Raw genomic sequence first — 18,835 nt, forward strand, 5'->3', positions numbered from 1 at the left:
TGGGCTGAAGAGGATATATTGACGGATTACCAAGATATTACCGGTATTACTCGCAGACGATGTCTATAAATCAGCTTTCAGATCATCGAGGTCTGTTTCGTGAGGAAATCGATTTAATCGATCTTGGCGTCACCCCAATTTTCAATGGCGGTTGGTGCAAAAATCATTCATGTTTTTGAATCTGAATTGCCCAGTAAAATCCAACGCCGTCCAGCCTGTTTTTTCCTTTTAACCGATTGAAATAAAATGAAAAAATAATTTGACAGCAGCTCAATTTCAACCCCAAAATAGCCCCGCACGTAGAATTTTTCAGGACGAAATTTTCATAGATCTGTTGGCTCAGCAGTTGAAATAGGGAGCAAAACCAACTGATTGTCCCTGTATCGGGATGGCATGAAGCCGTTGGCAGCATGTGGCCGAGCGCCTTAGGTGACGCGTCCACTATTAAATATATTTTTGGGTGCAGATGGGGCGTTAAAAATGCTCTTTCTGGGTCGGCAGGGAAAATGCGCCTTGATGAAAGGCACGGTCGCTGTCGATACTGAAGCAATTTAAAAATCCATCAACGATCGTCTGCCGATCGCTGAGTAATCAAAAGCGCCTTTGATGGCGCTAACCATTAGACCGCGCGAGTAGAATTTCGAAAGGTGGTGTTGCCGTTGCGCGTGTGCAGGTGCGCAGAAATTTTGCCTGGAACCCCGGTTCCGCAAAATGGATACTGAAAGGTCGTTTGATCGATTCAGTAGTGGCAATCGTTACAGCTATGGTTTCAAATCAATCGTCTCCATCTGGATCGGCGTCAGGCGACTGCCTGACCACCAGAGCAAGGCGGTTGAATGTCTCTAAAGAATCCCGACCTCCCGTTTTCTGATCGGACTGTGCCACCGGCGGACGCTTTTGCCGGCGAAGCAGTTGGCTCAGTCATGTGGATTCGATCCGGATTCCCTTCCATGTCATACCCGGTCGTTCAAAAAAACGCTCTCAGGTAAAAGCCCAATCCCGCTGTTTCGCCGTTTCTAAAAAACAGAAACAGAACGGGATTCAAGCATTTCCATTAAGTAAATCAACCGGATACCTGCGCAATAGTCGCGGGTTTTGCCGGGTCAGTCTGTCTCGAATGTGTAAGGGGCCGAGTTTAGCGTCGCAGTTGGACGCTGAATGCGTCTGGCCAGCACCCCGAGTTCGTCACCGACCGACACCAATTACTCGCCCGCGCAGCGAGTCATAAGCCGCGCACCTCACACTGGGTATACACCTTCGCCGGGTAGGCAACCCGTGCGTCAACACTCATCGTCATGAGTTTGGCCTTGTATACCCAAGTGGGGTTGGAGCCGGGGTCCCCCGCTCATGACGAAAGAGAAAACCGTTTTACCAAGGCCACCCCGGCTCCCTTGTTCAAAGCCGACGGCTGATGCGCATGAATTTGTAAGTGCGTTCAGTCCCAGTCCGCTTTGGACAAGGGAGTCTGTTGCCCACTTTTTTCTGGAGGTTAACCATGTCAATCGATCAACCTGACAAATACCAAGTAAACCAGACTGACCCAGACGCGTGTGTCAGTCTTCTTGATAACCAAGCGCCAAAACCATTGATGGCGGCTCGAAAACAAGGACGCAATCTCGGCCTGGGCAGTCGCAACCTGACCCGTGCCGGCAAAACCTGCGCCCATTAATCCGGCAAGGCCTTCGCCACGAGCGGCACATTCGCCGAGCGCTGGTCTGTATTTGCCAAATGGCTGGAACAAAGCATTGATGACGGAGTGGCGACTAACAGTGCTTCAGCATAATTTATAGTGATAGTATTGGCTGATATCATGAGCTCGACACATTCGAGTTGGCGGGTCGGTTTCATTTTTCGCAACACCCGTGACAAATCCGTTGGGAACTGGTGATCTTTCAAACAGTTCTGCTGCCTCGGGGCATATGCCTTCCAATAACGCCGCCTTGCGCTCAATGGTGCGGGGATCGACACTGAGCGCCTTGGCCAGCCGTTCTGGGGTGACACCCCGTTCGATAGCGCGGCGAATCATGTGATGTTCCTGTATCGTCGACAAACGGTTGATGCGACTGTTATACGTGTAACTCTCGTCATCAGTAGCAATCAGACATGGAATCTCGAGATATCCCAACTCCTGCAATGCTATCAGCCGGATGTGGCCATCCAGTAAAATGAGCTGGTCGGTTTTAGCATCGGCAGGTCCGACCGATAGAGGCTCAATCAGTCCAATTTCCTGGATCGATGTGCGTATCTGCAAATATTTTCGCGAGGTGGTAACGCCAGTAGGCGTTCTGCGTGAGGGCAGAATCTTATCTACGAGCACTGAAATTGGTTCGAGACTGAATCCCAGAGGTATATTAGTCATATCGTGCGACCTCCCGACAAGACGCGTTCAGCGAGATATTTCGGCAGAGAGTCCAAGCCCTCTGCGCGCAGAAGAGTCGAGAAATTCTCATCGGCAAATAATTCTCGGAGGGCACTGACGACAAACAACAAGCGTTGTTGAGTCAACTGGGCCTTTTTAACGACCAGTTTTTGGCGGTCGACTTCCTTTTGGTAGACTCTGACCAAACTTGCGGTCGTGACATCTTGCGCTTTTCGCGGCGTACCTTTGGCAACCGATGGTCCTAACGTTTGTCGGCGTTCGATAACTCGTCGCGCCTGTATCAATTGTTTTCCGCGTAGTTTTCCAGTCTCGTAAGCTTCCTGTAGGGCGGCCTGGATGGCTTGATCGTCATCACCCGCGCCGACAATGGATAAGGCAGCATTCAATGGAATTTTTCCTTTTTCCACGGCAACCAACAAACGTTCTTCGCCTTTCATCAGCAAGGTGAGTATGCCGTGGACATACTCGACGCAGAGTCCGGTTTTTTGGGCTATGACTTTTTTGTCGTATCCCTGTTCGTGAAGCTGCTGAATACCTGCCAATAACTCTAACGGTCGATAATGGCGGCGAGTGTTCGGCGACAATTACCCTGTCCGGTTTGACGACAACTATCTTGACCGGTTGACTGATACCAAGGACAACGGTGAGTTTCACTTTGATAGGGAGCTCACTCTTGCCTGGAAAACGTATCACTCGACATCAAGAGAGTTTATATATGAGCAAACGTCAACGAGGCCAAAGCCAGCAAACCGCGGCGGCGCAGGCAGCTATTTCTGAACGGTCTGGCCGCAGGATAGAAAAAGGGGAGCGCGTATCAATTCCGGGTGAACGCCATTGGCGAACGCGTGAAGATCCTTTGGAATCTATTTGGCAAAAGGAATTGGTGCCTCTGTTAGAAAAAGAATCGCAGCTCACCGGCTTGACGCTTTGGGAATATCTGGAAGATGAGCATGCTGGGCAATTTCCCTTCAGTGTCTTGCGTACTCTGCAGCGCCGCGTCAAACACTGGAAAGCCACCCAAGGCCCTGAGAAAGTGGTGATCTTTCGCCAGTCAGTGCCTGCCGGTCAGCAAGGCTTATCGGACTTCAGTCATCCGAACACGACCATCACCCTCCAGGGCAAAGTCTTTACGCATCTGTTGTACCAGTTCCGCTTTGCCTACAGTGGCTGGCGGTATGTGCAGATTGTGTTGGGCGGTGAAAGTTATTCGGCCTTGGCCGATGGCCTGCAGTCAGCATTAATGCTGGCCGGCGGCAGTCCACTTGAGCATCGTACTGACAGTTTAAGTGCGGCGTTTAATAACCATCGAGATGAGCAGACACTCACCCAGTCTTATGAGGCGCTCTGTACGCATTATCGATTACGGGCCACCCGCAATAACTGCGGCGTCAGCCATGAGAATGGCGCTATTGAATGTGCTCATGGGTCCTTCAAGCATCGCCTGGATCAAGCCTTAAAGCTCAGAGGGAGTAGCGATTTTGCTGACATCAAAGCCTATCAAGCCTTTCTTGATCACGTGTCTGAACGGTTAAATAGACGGTGCCAAGCCCGGTTTAGAGAAGAGCAATTAGCCTTACAGCCCTTGCCGGGTGGGCGATTTATGGATTATAGCGAGCTCAGCCTGAAGGTGACGAGAAGCAGTACCGTAGAAATTAAACGCGTGTTGTATACCGTGCCTTCACGGCTGATTGGCGAGCACGTCCGGGTGCATGTATACCATGATCGCTTGGTCATGTTTGTCGGCCAAGCCTTAACCGCAACACTCCCGCGTATTTATCCGAAAGCCGGTCAAGAACGTGCGCGACGCATTGATTACCGGCATCTTATCCATAGTTTGTCTGCCAAACCACAGGCCTTCCGGTTTTTACAATTCCGTGATGATTTGTTACCCACCGACATTTATCGCCAGTTATGGCTGCATAGTGACCGACAATTAGATGCCCGAGAGGCCTGTAAATGGATGGTGGGCGTACTGAGAATCGCTATGGATCATGATTGCGAAGAACGTTTGGGCCATGAGTTGCTGACGACTATCGAACAACATCAGCCACTGCCCAGCCTTAAGGCCTTACAGGAACGTTATTTAGGTCAGCACCCTGTGCCTTCGATACCCGCGCGGCAACATGACTTAGGCAGCTATGATCATCTGTTACAGGGTAGTTGGCATCAACCGGAGGTCGGTTATGCCTGAAACCATCGAGTTATTGCTCAAGCAGCTCAGACTGCCTACCTTTATCCGCCATTATCAAAGTCATCAAGAACAGGCGCTTGCCAAAGGCTATGGCCATGTCCGCTATTTGTCGGGGTTGTGTGAACAGGAAGCGGCTGATCGTTATCAAAAACGCGTGCAAAAATGGACTCGAGAAGCGGGTTTACCGGCGGGGAAAAGCTTCGCTAACTTGAATCAGGCAGAACTCAGCACCGCCGTGCAGCAACAGATTGCCGCCTTGAAAGATCATACGGACTGGGCTCATCGTGCCGGTAACGTCTTATTGATCGGCCCGTCGGGTGTCGGTAAATCGCACATTGCCGCCGCTATTGCCCATCAACTCATCGAACAAAACGTCCGTGTGAAATGGTTCTCAGCGGTGGCACTGGTGCAAAGCTTGCAGCAAGCCAAGCGGGACCTGGACTTAATGACCGCGATGACACGCCTGGATAAATATCAAGTGCTGATTGTGGATGATATTGGCTATGTCAAAAAGACCGATGCAGAAACCCAAGTGCTCTTTGAATTCATTGCCCATCGGTATGAAAGTGGCAGCTTGATCATCACGTCAAACCAGCCCTTCAGTCAATGGGATCACATCTTTCCAGACACCATGATGACGGTTGCAGCGATTGACCGCATTATCCACCACGCCACCATTATTGAAATCGAAGGAGAAAGCTATCGGAAAAAACAGCGTGTAAAAAAATAACCCATTATTTTTAACAAAAACCGGCCAGGGTAATTGACGTTAAACCGGAAAAGATAATTGACGCCGGACAGGCGAGCGATATTTTCGGTCAAACTCATGATGAATGCATTTTCGTCACTGACTTCAATAACCAGGGCAGGAATTGTTGTTTCACCCAAAGCATGAAATGCCTTCATTCGGCCTTCACCACACACTAAAAGGTAACGGTCAGTCCCGTCCGGGGTGGAGCGGGGCGTCACAGTGATTGGCTTCTTGAGCCCGATAGTTTGGATGTTGGTGACGATCTCTTCGAAAACACGCTTGTTTCTTTCTCTTGGATTAAGGACATCAATCAAGTTAATTGGGATCATTTGCATTTGGCCAGTCTTGATTGTTTCGGTCATGCTGCTCTCCTCAAGCGTGTGTGTTCTGCCATACCGTACAGATAGTCCAAACTGTCGAAGCGGTAGCTTTCGAATTCTATGGGATTGTGTTCGGCAAGGCGGATCCGCGGTTGATCGAAATCCAGTCGCGGTAATAGGTAGTAATCGAGCGCGGCATGATTTGTCTCATCAAGGCGAACCGCCACGGTAATGTCTGGGGCCAAGCTTGTGTCAAACCGGACTTTCCAATGATGATGACCACTCTCGGTACTCTGGCAACGCGCCAATACTATGGAAACACAGAATTCATCATTGACTTGCAGCAGATCCGTGCCAGCGTCGCGTTTGACGGTGCCGCCTAATGCCATGATCTGGCGTTCAGTTTCATTGACGGTTTCTGGGTGAAAACGACGGAGGAATTGGTTGATCTCCAGATACCGATAGTCCCGATCGGGTGTGAAACCGACCATTTGATAGGCTCGCACCAGGCTGCCGAAACGATGCGCGTAAACGGACGTGGATGGCATGCCTTCGGATTCGTTGATGATCAATCCCGACAGAAATCCTCTGCGCTGGTAAAGCCCTCGCAGACGCTCGATTAATTCCTTGTCGGTATATCGGTGAACTCTGGCTCGAATGATTCCTTGCGCGGTGTAAAACAGTTCAGGCGGTACGATAGGTTCGAATGCGCCTTCTTTTTTGATCCACATATCAGACGGATTAACCACTCGCAGCTTTTTGAACTTGAAGGAAATGCGGTTATAGACATTGTTACCAATGTATTTTTCGTTGGTCAGGATCTCTTGCACCGTTGCGCGAGTCCACTGCCGGTCCAGGTCAGTATGTATTTCCATGCCGTTCAAGCGTTCGGCAATTTCGGACTCGACCAGTCCATCCTCGATGAACCAGTGATACATCAAATTGACGGTGCGGATTTCCGCCTCGGGACCAGGCATGAGGATGACACGGTCGGTTTGCAGGCTTTTATGTTCGCCTCTGGCCAGTTCGGCTTTAATGGAACCGTTTTGATCGAGTAATACCCGGCGGAGGCCATATCCAGCAGGGCCACCTTGACGAAAACCGAGCTCAATCAGTCGAGACTGCCCGGCGAAAACCTTAGCCGACAATTCTCGGCTGTATTCACCCGCCATAGCCCGTTTGACGCCTTTGACAATGGTGGAAACAGGAGAACCGTCGTTTTCAAACTGTTCGGCACAGTAAGTAACTTGAATACCAGCTTTCCGGCACCGATATTCATAGTAAGCGCTCTCATCAGCATCCTGGAATCGTCCCCAGCGACTAACGTCATAAACCAAAATTATTGAAAAGTTGGCAGATCCGCTTTCAACATCTTTCAACAGCTGCTGTAATGAAGCTCGGCCATCGATGCGCAAACCACTTTTACCCGCATCGGTGTAGGTTCGGATGATCTCAATACCATGACAAGCGGCGTATTCGCGGATTTTGTCAGACTGATTTTCTGTGGAGTACTGCTGGTGCTCGGTCGACATCCGCACATATTCCACCGCTCGCAATTTGTTGAGCGTTTCTAGTCGGTCTTCATTGGATTCAATTTGATTTATCAAACCTGATGATCCCCGTTCGCATGAAAATTAGGCTCTCGATAAGGCACTGGTGGGCCTGGGCTATCTTCTAAGCGGGGACAGCTAAATCCAGGGTTTACCAAGAGCGAACTGACAATACGGTATAAGAATCAGATTGGTTTGCCGATCAAGTCATCTATTTGCAACACTGGCTTATGGCCGACATTCGCAAGCATGTACCGTAATCTCTACGGTCCAAACGTCCATCTTTGCAATATTGGTTTCCGTCACCAAACTTAGTCTGTAAATCCCGGAAGGCAGCAGTTGCGCTGGAATTGACGCGTCCATATTTGCAACTCGATTATTCTTGGCTTTGGCGTTGCGTGTCCGTTGCAATGTACGATTACGATCAACATACTTTGGATGAGATTCACGGTATTGACGCCAATAATCGGGATTGCGTTCTATCCACGATTGTTGAGCCCGTTGTTGGTTCTCTTGATAATCAGGGTCTGTTTGCAGTTTGTTGCGGTGCCATTGTCGTTTACGATGCTTTTGGCATGAAGGCGCTGAGCAATAGGTTTGCAGTGGAACCTGTGGACGTGGTTGAAAAGACTGGCCGCAAGCGAGGCATTGTTTAATCGCCATTGAAGGCTCCCTACACAAAAATGCGTATTGAGCCCAATCAAATGAGTTAAAAGACTGAAATAAGGCTAAGGCTGGTTTGCTGATGTCGTAGCTGTGACTTTGTTATGGCAGGATGCAAATATCTTTTCCAGCTTTGCCTCAGATCATGCGCGGAGTCGACAAATGGCTGATAATGGTTCTTTATCAAATAACGCCCACTGCAATGGAATCAGTGATGGTTATTAGAATCAAAAGTAGGTTAGGGAGTAGGGTAGAAAAAATTAAGGCCTTGATAAATCGTTATTTATCAAGGCCTTAACCATATATAATGGCGGAGAGCTAGGGATTCGAACCCCAGGAAGGGATAAACCTTCAACGGTTTTCAAGACCGCCGCTTTCGACCGCTCAGCCAGCTCTCCAACAGCCGCGTATTATTACAGAAAATATTTTAAAATCCAGCGTTTTTTGCCGTTCCACTTTCATGTCGCAGCCGAATGGAATCTTGTTTAGTACCTAAGTGTTTGTTAGTAATTGCCAAATCGGCGCGGATGTTGGTGCAAATGTGCGTCGACTCCGGATTCGAAGTGGTGGCTATCGATTGCTTTGCCGATAGCGATACTCGGCAAATGGCAAAGCAGACATATCAGGTGGCTTCACTGGCCTGGGATGATGTTAGGGGTGCAGTGGCAGCGGTTCGGAAGATTTACGGCTTAACCGAATTGTTATTCGGCAGTGGTTTGGAAACTTACCCGGAAACCTTGAGCAGTCTGGAAAAGGATTGGCGGATTATTGGGAATTCTGCAGCTATTTTTCAACGGGTCCAGGACAAGCGTGATTTTTTTGCCAGACTCGATTCGTTGTCAATTCCGCATCCGCCGGTGGTGTTTACGAAGCCTGAGGATGGTTTTGACTGGTTGTTAAAGCCTTGGCGCGGCGAGGGCGGCTTGGGGATTAGACTCTGTAATAATGACGAGTTTGCCGACGGCTATTGGCAGCGCTATATCGAAGGCCGTTCAATGTCCGTGTTGTTTGCGGCGAGTCGTGATGGGGTTGAACTGATCGGTTTTAACGAGCAATGGACTGTAAATTCGGATGGCGGGCAATCGTTTCTGTTTCAGGGGATTGTCAGCCATGCCCAGGTTTCTATGTCTATTCAGACTGATATTGCCGACTGGTTGGATAAGCTTGTTAATGCGTATGGATTGCGCGGTTTAAACAGCTTGGATTTTATCCTGCGTGACGGCACATGTTACGTGTTGGAAATCAACGCGCGGATTTCCGCTAGCGCCCAGCTTTATGGTAAATCGCTGCTCTTGAAACATCTACACGCTTGTCAAAACCGGCTGGACGATAGTGTCGAATTATCGAAGGAGCCGAATGCTTATCAAATAATTTATGCGCAAAAAAAAGTCACGATTCCCGAGCGACTGGCATGGCCGATATGGGCAGTGGACAGGCCTAATTCCGGCGCAATTGTTGCCACAGGTGAGCCGATATGCAGTATTATTGCCACCGGAAAAAACTCGGGGCAGGTGCTGGATAATCTGCATCGCCAACAACGCATCCTTGCAAATCTTTTGGAAACAGGTCTTTAAAACTCATGCAATACCAGGCAAGCGTCAATAAATTTTCCCAGCCCTTGGTTCAACAACTGCTGGATAACGCGGATAAATTACGGTTGGGTATCGAAAAGCTGGAAAACGGCTGCACGATCATTGATGCCGGTATCAAAGTGCCGGGCGGTTTGGAAGCCGGACGGATTATCACCGAAATCTGCATGGGCGGTTTGGGTACCGCGACGATCTCGCAAAGCCCGTACACCACCCACTGGCCGCTGACCATTAACGTACATGCGAGCAACCCGGTGCTGTCTTGCCTGGGTAGTCAATATGCGGGTTGGAGTTTGTCGCATGGCAAATATTATGCTCTGGGTTCAGGTCCGGCGCGGGCGATGGCCACCAAAGTCAAGGATGGTGCGGTCGAGCCGGTGGAAGAGCTTTATAAGGAATTGGAATACCGCGATAGCGCGGAACAAACCGCTTTAGTCATCGAAAACGATGCGTTACCACCGGTGGAAATCGTCGAGAAAGTCGCGGCGGCTTGTGGCGTATCGCCAGCCAATCTGACCATCATCGTTACGCCAACCAGCAGTCTGGCTGGCGGCGTACAAGTAGTCGGCCGGGTGTTGGAAGTGGCAATGCACAAAGCCCATGCATTGCATTTCCCGTTGGAAAACATCGTCGACGGTTCCGGCAGTGCGCCGATTTGTCCTCCGCATCCTAACTTTGTTAAAGCGATGGGGCGTACCAATGACGCGATTTTGTTTGCCGGCCAAGTGCATTTGTTCGTGAAAGGCAGTGATGACGCGGCGGAAAAATTGGCTAAGGAATTGCCAAGTTCGACATCAAAAGATTACGGCAAGCCGTTTGCTGAAATTTTCAAAGCCTACGAATATGATTTCTTCAAAGTGGATGCGATGTTGTTCAGCCCTGCCAGCGTTATCGTCACCGCGGTCGAATCCGGCAAAAGTTTCCGCGCCGGTAAATTGGACAATGCCTTGCTTGACCTTTCGTTCGGGGCTTAATTCGCTCTAACTCTTTTCCACATCTGACTGGCCTTGCCGCGCAGGGTCGGTTAGCTTGTATCGCTAACTTTTTCGACACACTTCCCTTGCGCCGAATTGCAATAATTACCGATGATCCCGGTTGGCATGGCAAGCAGTTGTGCTTGGCTTTTGCCGAGCGCGGTTATGCCGCCGACTATGTATCGCTGACTGCCTGCAAATTGCAGTTAACGGTCGCCGATTTACCCATTTTAATGCCGGGTTTTGAGCAAGAATTGCCGTCGGCGGTATTCGTGCGCGGCGTGCCCGGCGGTTCACTGGAAGAGGTGGTGTTTTATTTGGATGTCTTGCACGCCTTAAAGATACTGGGGGTGCCGGTATATAACGATGCCGGCGCGATCGAGCGTAGCGTCGATAAGGGTATGACCAGTTTTTTATTGCAACACGTTGGCTTGGCAACCGCACAGACCTGGGTGTTGCGGGATCGTGACGCAGCATTGGTAATTGCTGAGCAACAGTTACGTGAAGGCTATTATCTAATCAGTAAGCCCTTATTCGGTTCGCAAGGCGAGGGCATTCGGCGTATCGAAAAATCCACCGATTTGTTGTGGTTGACCAGCAGTCGCGGTATTTATTATTTGCAGCGCTTTGTCGAATGCGCGGGCGACGGTTATTCCGATGTTCGGGTGTTCGTGATTAACGGCAGGGCGGTCGCTGCGATGCGTCGGCGCGGAATTTCCTGGCTGAATAATGTAGCCAGAGGCGCGTCTTGCGAATGTATTGAACTGGAACCCGATTTGGCAGAACTGGCGATTGCTGCAGTCGCCGCGTTAAAAATGGATTACGCCGGTGTGGACGTGATCCAGGATGTCGAAGGTGATTATCGGGTGATTGAAGTAAACAGCGTGCCGGCCTGGAAAGGCTTGCAAAGCGTTTGCGATATTAATATCGCCGAATGCCTGGTGGCCGATTTAATTGATCGTTATTGTGTACAGGACCAAGTATGCTGAGTCGGCAGCAATTGATGGACGTTTACCTGCAAGCCTGTGAAATCGAGCTGCAAGCGTTCAAGCCAGGCAATGTCAGCGTTTATAGTGCCGCAGACGATATGACGGTCGAAGATTTCCGCGTCAGTGCTCGCGTCAGTAGCGAGCCGATCACCAATCCGGAATACGGCTTGGGCGAAAAAATTTATTACGCCGTCAAGGCAACCCGAGAAGCAGTGGCGTGCAATACCAATTTGGGCATTATTCTGTTGTGTGCACCCTTGTTGCAAGTCGCTGCTAAGCTGGCATCCGGCGAGAACTTGCGCGATGGTTTACGGCAATTATTGGAAAATACCAGCCGCGGGGATGCCGATTGGGTCTTTAAAGCTGTCACCTTGGCCGCTCCGGCCGGCTTGGGCGATTCCGCGCAACACGATGTTCAGAAACCCGCCGATGTGACGCTGACGGAAGCCATGGCATTCGCCGCCGACAGGGATAGAATCGCGCTGCAATACGCAACTATTTTTAAAGACGTTTTTGATTTCGGCGTTTTACGATATAATCGTGCTTTCGTTTTGTCTGGCGATTGTGCTTGGGCGGCGTTAGCGGTTTTTGCCGCAATGTTGGCTCAATATCCCGATAGTCATATTGAGCGGAAGTATGGAGAGCGGTATTCAGAGTGGATCAAGGCTGAGATGCAAAAGCTCGATAGAGCAATGCAAACAGCTTGTGAGCCTGAAGAGCTTTTGCCAGTATTGTATGATCTGGACAAAGCTTTTAAGGCACAAAGGATCAATCCGGGTACAACAGCTGACATAACTGTAGCGACAGTACTGGTGGTGCTTCTGGAACAACTTATCGGTGAAGGAACCGGTGGGTTATAGAGGGAACTAAGCAGAAACTACAATCTTGAGACACGAAAGTGTCTATTTTTTTGGTTCAATCTTATCTTTAGGGGATAAATTTAAAATGGCAAAAATCAATAACTTGCGCGTTGGCGAATCTTTGGTTGGTGAAGGCAACGAAATTGCTCACATCGATTTGATCATCGGCCCACGCGGCTCAGCAGCTGAAACTGCTTTCGCAAACGCTTTGACAAACAACAAAGACGGTTTTTCAACTCTGTTGGCTGTTGTTGCTCCTAACCTGTTGGTTAAACCAGCAACCATCCTGTTCAACAAAGTAACCATCAAAGGTGCAAAACAAGCCGTTCAAATGTTTGGACCAGCTCAACGCGCTGTTGCTATGGCGGTTGCTGATTCCGTTGAAGACGGCACTATTCCTGCTGATGAAGCTGACGATTTGTTCATTTCTGTAGGTGTTTTCATCCACTGGTTGGCTGAAGACGATGCAAAAATCGAAGAATTCAACTACAAAGCTACCAAAGAAGCAATCGCTCGCGCTGTTGCCGGCACTCCAACTGCTAAAGAAGTAGTTGCTGCTAAATCTGGTGCAAAACACCCATTTGCTGCTAACAACGTTTAAGTTTTTAGTTTCAAAGGCTGTCGAAGATACCCCGGCTTGCCGGGGTATTTTTTTGCCTAAATTTTTCCAGTGCGACGGCGTCGATACTGCCGTTATGCAGGGCGCTGGCCAATAGCACAGCGGCAATGCCGATAGTTTCTAGTCGCATGAGATCTGTAACGTCCCGGACCCCACCAGCGGCGACAAAATGTTTATCGGGATGATCCTTGCAAAGCCGGCTGAGTTTTGCAAAGTCCGGGCCCTTATTGCTGCCTACCAAATCCAAAGTCATCACCACAACGTTGTCCGGCCACAGTTCAGGACTTTCAAGCCAACTCGGATGACCTAAAGCCTGGTTATGTTTAAAATCCAGCGACAGGATGAGATCGGTGTTTTTTAAAGAAACTGGCAGTATTTGCGATTCGGTACCGATGACCGGTTTGCACTTGCTGGGTTGAGTGGCCATAGATACGGTTTGGGGGCTGCTGCCGTTATCCAGCCAAAACTCCTTGTTTGGATATTGGCTAAGCAAGACGTCGATGGCATTGTTGTGATTGCCGTTGCTGCCAATAGCATCTAGGTCTGCAATATAAAACGTTTGAAATGGATGCAGCTTTAAAAAATGGGTCACGACCTCGGTTATCACGCTGCTATCGCATAGTGAGGAAGTGTGATGTACGGGTTGATAACGACTGCGGTCGCCTCCTGCGGCATGGACCACCAGGCCGTCTTTCAAATCAATGACTGGAATAATCTGCATAGGCCAAGCGAGTTTTAGAATTGAAAATTCTAGTATTTGAATATATTACCGGCGGCGGTTTGGTCGGACAGGCATTGCCTGCTTCGTTGGCGACGGAAGGCGCGATGATGTTACAGGCTTTAATCGCCGAACTGAAGTGTCTGGAAAATATTCAGCTATGCATACCGCTTGACGAACGTTGTGCCAGACCGGATATGCTGACGCAAGTGGAAATTGTAAGAGTAAATGCCAATGGCGACATCTTTGCGCTGCTGCGGGATTTACTTTATGAAACCGATTTGTTTTGGCCAATCGCGCCGGAAACTGACGGTGTTTTGCAAAGCTTAGCCGAGCTTGCTATTGCCGCGAACGTCGAGGTTTTATTATCCAACCCAGCGACGCTGGCAATCTGTGCCGATAAATTTGCGACCTACCAAGTGCTGGTAAAACGGGCAATTCCGATGGTGGAAACTCGTTTACTTGGTCAGGGGATGGATGGCCCAGACGATAATGTCGTAGTGAAAATCGCCGACGGCGTTGGTTGCATGGATAGTTTTGTAATTAAAGCCGAGCAGTTGGCAACCGCCGTTGCCGGATTGAGTGAGCCGCAACATTACGTTTTACAACCCTATACCAACGGTCAGGCCGCCAGTTTGTCTTGTTTGTTCAAGCATGGTCAAGCCTGGCTTATCTGCTACAACCACCAGGAAATCGTTTTGGAGCAAGGCAGATTCAGTTTGCAAGGCTGTTTAGTCAATATGCAAACCGATAAGCTGGATTTTTATCATAAGCTGATAAAGCAAATCGCCGAAGCCATGCCTGGCTTGTGGGGCTATGTTGGTATTGATGTTATCGAGAACGCCGAATTAGGTCCATTAGTTTTGGAAATCAATCCGCGTTTGACCAGTTCCTTTGCCGGTATCCAGCAAGCGACCGGCATCAACGTCGCCGAACAGGTTTTGCGCCTGCGGCATGCCGACCCGGTGTTGCAGGCCTGTCGAAATGAAACGGTTCAAATCAGTATCAATTAAAAAGCAGAATGAACAAACAGATTGCAGGTTGGGACATTGGCGGTGCGCACGTCAAATTGGCGTTGCTCGATGAGTCCGGGCATGTCCAGGCAGTTGCTCAGCAGGCTTGTCCGCTATGGAAGGGCGTGGATTTCTTGCATGGTACCTTGGCCGATTTAGCCGGCCAATTCGATTTGCAAGCTTGCCAGCATGCCGTGACGATGACCGGCGAGCTAGTGGATTGTTTTACCAGTCGCGAGCAGGGGGTCAATGCTATCGTTCAGGCAGTTTGCGAGCATTTCAACGCCGAGAGGGTATCTGTATTTGCCGGCTTGCGCGGCTTTTTGCCGGCAGCGCAAATTCAGTCGGCCGATTGCATGGACATCGCCTCCGCTAACTGGTTAGCCAGCTTGTTACTGGTGGCAAAGCGCCTGCCAAATGCCTTATTTGTGGATATAGGCAGTACCACTACCGATATTTTGCTGGTCGAAAATCATCAGCTCAAAGTCCAAGGCTTTACCGACTATCAGCGCTTGGTCTGCGGCGAGCTAGTGTATACCGGCATTGTCCGCACGGCGGTAATGGCAATTGCGCAAGAAGCGGAATTCAACGGTCAACAAATGGGCTTGATGGCCGAGTATTTTGCGACAATGGCCGATGTGTATCGCTTGACCGGCGATTTAAACGAAGCTCACGATCAGAGCGATACCGCCGATGGCGCGGAAAAGTCGGTTTCGGCCAGCGCCCGGCGCTTGTCGCGACTGACCGGTTACGAGTTCAGTGAGAGCGATCACGCACTCTGGGCGGCATTTGCCGAGCAGCTTAAAGCCAAGCAACATCACAAAATTAGTCAGGCGTGTGTCAGGCAGTTGCAAAAGGCAAAATCGCGCTCGGCAATCCAATTTGTCGGTGCTGGCGTCGGCCGATTTTTGGCGCGGGACATTGCTCGAGATTTGGGAGTTGAGTATCTGGACTTTAACGATTTGCTGTCATCAACCCCTAAAACCAATGGTATTGATGCTGCCGACTGCGCGCCGGCCGCCGCCGTGGCTTATCTTGCCGGCCGGTTTGGTTAAAGCCGGTGGCTGGGGTAAAATCGGTGTATTGCAAATCATGTCCTTGCGGCACATTCCGGCCGTTTAACAGCACCCCTTAATGCCTTTAGCAAAACCCATCAAACAATCGCTGCCTTATTTTCAAGACAGTGCAACATTATTTGCCCCGCTGGCGCAGCAGCCTTGGGCAGTATTTCTGGATAGCACCCAGCCGCATAGCAAGCAGGATAGGTTCGACATCATCGCCTACGCCCCAATCGCAACCCTGCAAACGCGTGGCAATATTACCCTTATCGAGCGCGATGGCGTGATTAGCGAAAGCGCGGAGGATCCTTTCGAGTTATTGAAACAGCAATTAGGTGTGCCGTTGGCCAGTGTGGACGGTTTGCCGTTCAACGGTGGGGCCATCGGTTATTTTGCTTACGATCTTGCCAGACGCATAGAGCGACTGCCGGCTATGGCCGCCGACGCCGAACAACTGCCGGAAATGGCGGTGGGCATTTACCGCTGGGCGGTGATTGTCGATCATCAGCGTCGGCAAAGCTGGTTGGTCAGTATCGATTTACCGGAAAGCGAGCAGCAAAGACTAATCGCCGAATTCAGCGCGATTTCTAAACCGGCTGACACTGCGGAATTTAAAGTGCTGCACGCGCCGGTTGCCAATATGGACAAAGATGCTTACACCACGGCTTTTCGGCGTATCAAACATTATTTGAAAGAGGGCGATTGTTATCAGATTAATTTGACCCAGCGCTTCGAAAGCCCTTGTCAGGGCGACCCCTGGCAAGCTTATCAAGTATTGCGGCAGATCAACGCCGCACCTTTTAGTGCCTATCTCAATTTCCCGGATGTGCAGGTTTTAAGTTCTTCGCCGGAACGCTTTTTAAAAGTTACCGACGGCGCGGTGGAAACCAAACCCATCAAAGGTACCAGGCCGCGTCGAAGCGACTGGGAAGAAGATCAGGCGCAGATCGAAGACTTAGTATCCAGCACCAAAGACCGGGCTGAGAATGTGATGATCGTCGATCTGTTGCGCAACGATTTGGGCAAAAGCTGCAAGAAGGGTTCGGTATGGGTGCCTAGTCTGTTCTCGGTAGAAAGCTATACCACCGTACATCATTTGGTAAGCACCGTCACGGGCCAGCTTGCCGCCGGTCAACATGCCATCGATTTATTGCGCAGCTGTTTCCCGGGTGGCTCGATTACCGGCGCGCCGAAGATCCGCGCGATGGAGATCATCGAGGAGTTGGAACCGCATCGGCGCGGCATCTATTGCGGTGCAATTGGTTATATAGGCTTTGACGGCAATATGGATACCAATATCGCGATTCGTACTCTGGTCCACAATCACGGCACGATACGTTTTTGGGCGGGTGGTGGCATTGTCAACGACTCGGTGCTGGACGAAGAATATCAGGAATGCTTCGACAAGGCCGCCGCCTTATTGCAGTTGCTCAAACAATTCAGCGCATGACTTGTGTGATCAAGCTGGGCGGCAGCTTACTGGAAACAGCAGCCTTGCCCGCTTGTTTGGCAGCAATCGCAAATCGCGCCGGCCCAATTGTTATTGTGCCCGGCGGCGGACCGTTTGCTGAACAAGTGCGTATCGCGCAAAGTCAATGGCGTTTCGACGATATCGCCGCACACCGGATGGCAATTCTGGCGATGCAGCAAATGGCCTTGTTGATCCAGAGCCTAATGCCCGAGTTTGTAATCGTCGCCGATGCGGAAAGTATACGTTGTGCGTCGCAACTCAAACCGGTGCTGATCTGGTCTCCGCAAGTCGAGCAATTAGATCAAGCCGGGATTGCCGCTAGTTGGGATATAACGTCCGATAGTTTGGCGGCCTGGTTGGCTGGCTATATCAACGCCGATGAGCTAATTATCGTTAAATCGGCGGCGATTCCGGAGCAAGCGAGTTTGCTGGGCTTACAGCAACAAGGCATACTCGACGCTGCTTTTCCACGCTTCACCGCCCAGGCACACTACAAAATCAAAGTGATTAATAAAGACCGTTTCCTGTCCCACCATGATTAATTTTATCAAAGCCATTCTGAACAAACGTTTGCGCAAGGCTTACTACCAAAGCCGCGAGTCCTTGTTGGGTCATCAAAAGCGCGACATCGTAGTGATGCAGGTTGGGCAGGCTTGCGAGAGCTTGAAGGACAGCCGGGATCAATTCGTCGATGCACTGGATAAATTTAAAAGCATCGTCAATGTGCAGGATAGTTCGATGGAACAACGCTATCAGCAGCTTAAGCGCCGCTACGATCTATGCAAGGGTAAGGCCGATCAAGTCAGTCAAAGGATTCAGGCAGTGGAAGAGATTAGCGAGGCTCTGTTCAACGAATGGGAAGCCGAGCTGGCTTTATATAGCAACCGGGCCTTGAAGGCGCGCAGCCAGCAGCAGTTGAAAAAATCTCGGCAACAATACGCTCGGTTGTTAAAAGCCTTGCAAACTGCGGAAAACCGCATGCATCCGGTATTGGCGGCGTTTCAGGATCAGGTGCTGTTTTTAAAACACAACCTGAACGCCCATGCCATCGCTGCACTGCGGCACGAGTTCATGGAAATTGGTGTGGATATTTCGAGATTGATCGAGGTGATGGAGAAAACCATCAGCGAGGCCAGCCAGTTTGTTGCGGTTCTGGTGGAACAGAAACAACTGCCGGCCCCGGTGCGCAGATAAATTACATGGAGTGCATTTTGTAATCGACCCGTGCCGGTGGGTTTTTGTCACGTTGGTCAGGGGTTTTCTTGCGGTTTTGATCGATACGTTCTTGCGAGTATTGGGAAATCATTTGGTCCCAGTTGTCGTACTTTTCGTAGTCTTTGCTGCCGGCAGCTTTACGTTTGGCAAATAACTCTTTGCCAGATTCCACCAATTGTTCCGGTGTCTTGCCATCGATAGCGTCCAAAAACTCCTTGTTATTGCGGATTTCATCGCGTAAGGTCCAGAAAGACACTTCAAACTCGATGCGTTGGTCTAGCGGCAATTTTTCCTTGATTTGACTGATTGATCGATTGACCGTTTTTAAACTGCTGCCGTTGATTTGATTGCTTTTATTGCAACCAGCCAAAAGTGCACAGGTTAAAAAAACCAAAACAGTTGACGCTTTTTTCATGATGCAGCCCCCCAGTGGCTAAATAAACAAACCCGAATTTTGTATTTATAATGGTTGCA

Annotated in this window: 21 protein-coding genes and 1 tRNA gene; 14 read left to right on the forward strand and 8 right to left on the reverse strand. The window is 50.0% G+C overall.

The features are described 5' to 3' along the window. Nucleotides 1–1,495: 1,495 nt before the first annotated feature. A complete protein-coding gene (locus ACR64Q_RS06825; RefSeq protein WP_313734049.1) occupies nt 1,496–1,669 on the forward strand; it encodes a hypothetical protein in 174 nt (57 codons plus the stop codon). Here the strand turns inward: ACR64Q_RS06825 and ACR64Q_RS06830 are convergent. The 3 genes from ACR64Q_RS06830 to ACR64Q_RS06840 are packed head-to-tail and all read right to left on the reverse strand — an operon-like array spanning nt 1,666 to nt 2,964. Then, nucleotides 1,666–1,848, reverse strand: a complete 183-nt coding sequence (locus ACR64Q_RS06830; RefSeq protein ID WP_409521162.1) for a hypothetical protein — start codon at nt 1,846–1,848, stop codon at nt 1,666–1,668. The two genes, ACR64Q_RS06825 and ACR64Q_RS06830, sit on opposite strands and share 4 nt — an antisense overlap. Next, on the reverse strand, nt 1,775–2,359 hold the full coding sequence (locus ACR64Q_RS06835; protein ID WP_313734051.1) for a ParB/RepB/Spo0J family partition protein: 585 nt from the start codon (nt 2,357–2,359) through the stop codon (nt 1,775–1,777). Before ACR64Q_RS06835 ends, ACR64Q_RS06830 begins: the two co-directional genes overlap by 74 nt. Next, the gene (locus ACR64Q_RS06840) at nt 2,356–2,964 is read right to left on the reverse strand and encodes a plasmid partitioning protein RepB C-terminal domain-containing protein (RefSeq protein ID WP_313734053.1); all 609 of its coding nucleotides are present in this window, start codon (nt 2,962–2,964) and stop codon (nt 2,356–2,358) included. Before ACR64Q_RS06840 ends, ACR64Q_RS06835 begins: the two co-directional genes overlap by 4 nt. Before the next feature lie 131 nt (nt 2,965–3,095). On the opposite strand from ACR64Q_RS06840, the gene istA reads away from it, so the two are divergent. Together istA and istB are read left to right on the forward strand one after the other, a co-directional pair. Then, nucleotides 3,096–4,571, forward strand: coding sequence for an IS21 family transposase (gene istA / locus ACR64Q_RS06845; protein WP_409521147.1), 1,476 nt, complete (start codon nt 3,096–3,098; stop codon nt 4,569–4,571). Beyond that, nucleotides 4,564–5,301 (forward strand): IS21-like element helper ATPase IstB, encoded by a 738-nt coding sequence (istB, locus tag ACR64Q_RS06850; RefSeq protein ID WP_313732341.1) that lies wholly within the window; start codon nt 4,564–4,566, stop codon nt 5,299–5,301. Before istA ends, istB begins: the two co-directional genes overlap by 8 nt. Here istB and ACR64Q_RS06855 read toward each other — a convergent pair. Beyond that, on the reverse strand, nt 5,271–5,684 hold the full coding sequence (locus ACR64Q_RS06855) for a ParB N-terminal domain-containing protein (protein ID WP_313734054.1): 414 nt from the start codon (nt 5,682–5,684) through the stop codon (nt 5,271–5,273). The genes istB and ACR64Q_RS06855 overlap by 31 nt on opposite strands. Further along, nucleotides 5,681–7,249, reverse strand: coding sequence for a recombinase family protein (locus tag ACR64Q_RS06860; protein ID WP_483823295.1), 1,569 nt, complete (start codon nt 7,247–7,249; stop codon nt 5,681–5,683). Before ACR64Q_RS06860 ends, ACR64Q_RS06855 begins: the two co-directional genes overlap by 4 nt. A gap of 353 nt (nt 7,250–7,602) precedes the next feature. Between ACR64Q_RS06860 and ACR64Q_RS06865 the strand changes: the two genes are divergently transcribed. After that, nucleotides 7,603–7,848 (forward strand): hypothetical protein, encoded by a 246-nt coding sequence (locus ACR64Q_RS06865; protein WP_313734056.1) that lies wholly within the window; start codon nt 7,603–7,605, stop codon nt 7,846–7,848. Between the two features lie 315 nt (nt 7,849–8,163). Here ACR64Q_RS06865 and ACR64Q_RS06870 read toward each other — a convergent pair. Then, nucleotides 8,164–8,253, reverse strand: a tRNA-Ser gene (locus ACR64Q_RS06870). Nucleotides 8,254–8,328: 75 nt separating this feature from the next. On the opposite strand from ACR64Q_RS06870, the gene ACR64Q_RS06875 reads away from it, so the two are divergent. The 5 genes from ACR64Q_RS06875 (at nt 8,329) to fae (ending at nt 12,868) form a co-directional block, all read left to right on the forward strand. Continuing rightward, entirely contained in the window at nt 8,329–9,429 is a 1,101-nt protein-coding gene (locus tag ACR64Q_RS06875) for an ATP-grasp domain-containing protein (protein WP_313734057.1), read from the forward strand. Nucleotides 9,430–9,434: 5 nt separating this feature from the next. After that, complete coding sequence (mch, locus tag ACR64Q_RS06880; protein ID WP_313734058.1) at nt 9,435–10,418, forward strand: methenyltetrahydromethanopterin cyclohydrolase; 984 nt, start codon at nt 9,435–9,437, stop codon at nt 10,416–10,418. A gap of 86 nt (nt 10,419–10,504) precedes the next feature. Next, a complete protein-coding gene (locus ACR64Q_RS06885; protein ID WP_026604329.1) occupies nt 10,505–11,407 on the forward strand; it encodes an ATP-grasp domain-containing protein in 903 nt (300 codons plus the stop codon). Then, nucleotides 11,401–12,267: a triphosphoribosyl-dephospho-CoA synthase gene (locus tag ACR64Q_RS06890; protein ID WP_026604330.1), complete on the forward strand. Its 867-nt coding sequence runs from the start codon at nt 11,401–11,403 to the stop codon at nt 12,265–12,267. Before ACR64Q_RS06885 ends, ACR64Q_RS06890 begins: the two co-directional genes overlap by 7 nt. A gap of 85 nt (nt 12,268–12,352) precedes the next feature. Continuing rightward, nucleotides 12,353–12,868, forward strand: a complete 516-nt coding sequence (gene fae, locus ACR64Q_RS06895; RefSeq protein WP_020482207.1) for a formaldehyde-activating enzyme — start codon at nt 12,353–12,355, stop codon at nt 12,866–12,868. A gap of 10 nt (nt 12,869–12,878) precedes the next feature. Here the strand turns inward: fae and ACR64Q_RS06900 are convergent, their stop codons facing one another. Continuing rightward, complete coding sequence (locus tag ACR64Q_RS06900) at nt 12,879–13,607, reverse strand: HisA/HisF-related TIM barrel protein (RefSeq protein WP_026604331.1); 729 nt, start codon at nt 13,605–13,607, stop codon at nt 12,879–12,881. 20 nt (nt 13,608–13,627) lie between these two features. Between ACR64Q_RS06900 and ACR64Q_RS06905 the strand changes: the two genes are divergently transcribed. From ACR64Q_RS06905 to ACR64Q_RS06925, 5 genes are all read left to right on the forward strand, one after another. Then, nucleotides 13,628–14,617 carry an ATP-grasp domain-containing protein gene (locus tag ACR64Q_RS06905; RefSeq protein WP_026604332.1) on the forward strand — a complete coding sequence of 330 codons (990 nt, stop codon included), beginning with the start codon at nt 13,628–13,630 and terminating at the stop codon, nt 14,615–14,617. A gap of 8 nt (nt 14,618–14,625) precedes the next feature. Then, nucleotides 14,626–15,672 (forward strand): hydantoinase/oxoprolinase family protein, encoded by a 1,047-nt coding sequence (locus tag ACR64Q_RS06910; RefSeq protein WP_026604333.1) that lies wholly within the window; start codon nt 14,626–14,628, stop codon nt 15,670–15,672. A 79-nt stretch (nt 15,673–15,751) separates the two neighbouring features. Further along, nucleotides 15,752–17,125 (forward strand): aminodeoxychorismate synthase component I, encoded by a 1,374-nt coding sequence (pabB, locus tag ACR64Q_RS06915; RefSeq protein ID WP_026604334.1) that lies wholly within the window; start codon nt 15,752–15,754, stop codon nt 17,123–17,125. Next, nucleotides 17,122–17,688 carry an amino acid kinase family protein gene (locus ACR64Q_RS06920; protein ID WP_026604335.1) on the forward strand — a complete coding sequence of 189 codons (567 nt, stop codon included), beginning with the start codon at nt 17,122–17,124 and terminating at the stop codon, nt 17,686–17,688. The genes pabB and ACR64Q_RS06920 overlap by 4 nt, the downstream gene beginning before the upstream one ends. After that, nucleotides 17,681–18,340, forward strand: coding sequence for a DUF2959 domain-containing protein (locus ACR64Q_RS06925; protein WP_026604336.1), 660 nt, complete (start codon nt 17,681–17,683; stop codon nt 18,338–18,340). Before ACR64Q_RS06920 ends, ACR64Q_RS06925 begins: the two co-directional genes overlap by 8 nt. A 1-nt stretch (nt 18,341) precedes the next feature. Here ACR64Q_RS06925 and ACR64Q_RS06930 read toward each other — a convergent pair whose 3' ends face one another. After that, nucleotides 18,342–18,776, reverse strand: a complete 435-nt coding sequence (locus ACR64Q_RS06930; protein WP_020482200.1) for a DUF6694 family lipoprotein — start codon at nt 18,774–18,776, stop codon at nt 18,342–18,344. Between the last annotated feature and the right edge of the window lie 59 nt (nt 18,777–18,835).

The sequence above is a fragment of the Methylomonas sp. 2F7 genome (assembly GCF_057126975.1).